The organism is Blautia sp. MSK.20.85, from assembly GCF_013317245.1.
In the GTDB taxonomy this organism is placed as follows: domain Bacteria; phylum Bacillota; class Clostridia; order Lachnospirales; family Lachnospiraceae; genus Blautia_A.
Genome location: NZ_JAAIUN010000066.1, coordinates 1 through 2,298 on the forward strand (window position 1 = coordinate 1; position 2,298 = coordinate 2,298).

The following is a 2,298-nucleotide window of genomic DNA, read 5'->3' on the forward strand; positions in this document are numbered from 1 at the left end:
AGGTTAACAGAACGGTTTTGGGAAAGCCGGCCAGAGAGGGTGAAAGCCCCGTACGTGAAAACCAAGCTGACTGAGCAGGATCCGGAGTACCACGAGACACGAGGAACCTTGTGGGAAGTAAGGGGGACCACCCCCTAAGGCTAAATACTACTTAGTGACCGATAGCGCATAGTACTGTGAAGGAAAGGTGAAAAGGACCCCGGGAGGGGAGTGAAAGAGAACCTGAAACCCTGTGTCTACAAGCTGTGGAAGTGCCATATGAGCACAACCGCGTACTTTTTGTAGAACGGTCCGGCGAGTTACGCTTACTGGCAAGGTTAAGTCCTCAAGGGATGGAGCCGAAGGGAAACCAAGTCTTAACAGGGCCAGAGTCAGTAGGAGTAGACCCGAAACCGGGTGATCTATCCATGTCCAGGTTGAAGCTGCCGTAAGAGGTAGTGGAGGACCGAACCCACATCCGTTGAAAAGGGTGGGGATGAGGTGTGGATAGGGGAGAAATTCCAATCGAACCCGGAGATAGCTGGTTCTCCTCGAAATAGCTTTAGGGCTAGCCTCGGTGTGAGTCTTGCGGAGGTAGAGCACTGAATTTCCTAGGGGGCGTCAAAGCCTACCGAAGAATATCAAACTCCGAATGCCGTGTAGATATCACCGGGAGTCAGACTGCACGAGATAAGTTGGGCGGTCAAAAGGGAAAGAGCCCAGACCTACAGTTAAGGTCCCAAAGTGCGCGTTAAGTGGAAAAGGATGTGGGATTTCGAAGACAACCAGGATGTTGGCTCAGAAGCAGCCATACATTCAAAGAGTGCGTAATAGCTCACTGGTCGAGAGGTCCTGCGCCGAAAATGTCCGGGGCTGAAACGCGCCACCGAAACTAAGGAATCCGTAAGGATTGGTAGAGGAGCATTGCATATGGGAAGAAGCAGTACCGTAAGGAGCTGTGGACTATATGGAAGAGAGAATGCCGGAATGAGTAGCGAGATAGAGGTGGGAATCCTCTAGGCCGAATATCCAAGGTTTCCAGGGTAAAGCTGATCTGCCCTGGGTGAGTCGGGACCTAAGGTGAGGGCGAGAGCCGTAGCCGATGGACAACAGGTTGATATTCCTGTACTGCAGTATGACAGAACTGTGGGGACACGTAAGGAGAGCGGGAGCCGGGAATGGAAAGCCCGGTACAAGCGAGGTACCAGTATGGTAGGAAAATCCGCCATGCAATGGGAAGACGTGATGTGGAGCGAAATATAGTAGCGAAGCCCGTGAGCCATGCGTCAAGAAAAGCCGCTATTGTTTATATTGTACCCGTACCGTAAACCGACACAGGTGGATGAGGAGAGAATCCTAAGGCCGGCGGAAGAAGTATTGCCAAGGAACTCGGCAAAATGGCCCCGTAACTTAGGGAGAAGGGGTGCCTGCGAGAGCAGGCCGCAGAGAATAGGCTCAAGCAACTGTTTAGCAAAAACACAGGTCTATGCGAAACCGAAAGGTGAGGTATATGGGCTGACGCCTGCCCGGTGCTGGAAGGTTAAGAGGAGAGGTTAGACGCAAGTCGAAGCTTTGAATTTAAGCCCCAGTAAACGGCGGCCGTAACTATAACGGTCCTAAGGTAGCGAAATTCCTTGTCGGGTAAGTTCCGACCCGCACGAAAGGCGTAATGATTTGAGCGCTGTCTCGGCAATACATCCGGTGAAATTGAAGTGCCAGTGAAGATGCTGGCTACCCGCGCCAGGACGGAAAGACCCCATGGAGCTTTACTCCAGTTTGGCACTGGGGTCCGGTGTTGCATGTACAGGATAGGTGGGAGGCTGAGAGATAGTGACGTCAGTTGCTATGGAGCCGCTGTTGGGATACCACCCTTGTGATATTGGGCTTCTAACCAGCCGCCGTGAACCGGCGGTGGGACAATGCCAGGCGGGGAGTTTGACTGGGGCGGTCGCCTCCGAAAGGGTATCGGAGGCGCCCAAAGGTTCCCTCAGAATGGACGGAAACCATTCGAAGAGTGCAAAGGCAGAAGGGAGCTTGACTGCGACACCGACGGGTGGAGCAGGTACGAAAGTAGGGCTTAGTGATCCGGTGGTATTAAGTGGGAATGCCATCGCTCAACGGATAAAAGCTACCCTGGGGATAACAGGCTTATCACTCCCAAGAGTTCACATCGACGGAGTGGTTTGGCACCTCGATGTCGGCTCATCGCATCCTGGGGCTGTAGTAGGTCCCAAGGGTTGGGCTGTTCGCCCATTAAAGCGGTACGCGAGCTGGGTTCAGAACGTCGTGAGACAGTTCGGTCCCTATCCGGCGTGGGCG

General features: G+C 53.5%; 1 rRNA gene. It reads left to right on the plus strand.

What is annotated here, in order from left to right:
* Window positions 1-2,298, plus strand: a 23S ribosomal RNA gene (locus G5B12_RS16825); the annotation flags it as partial.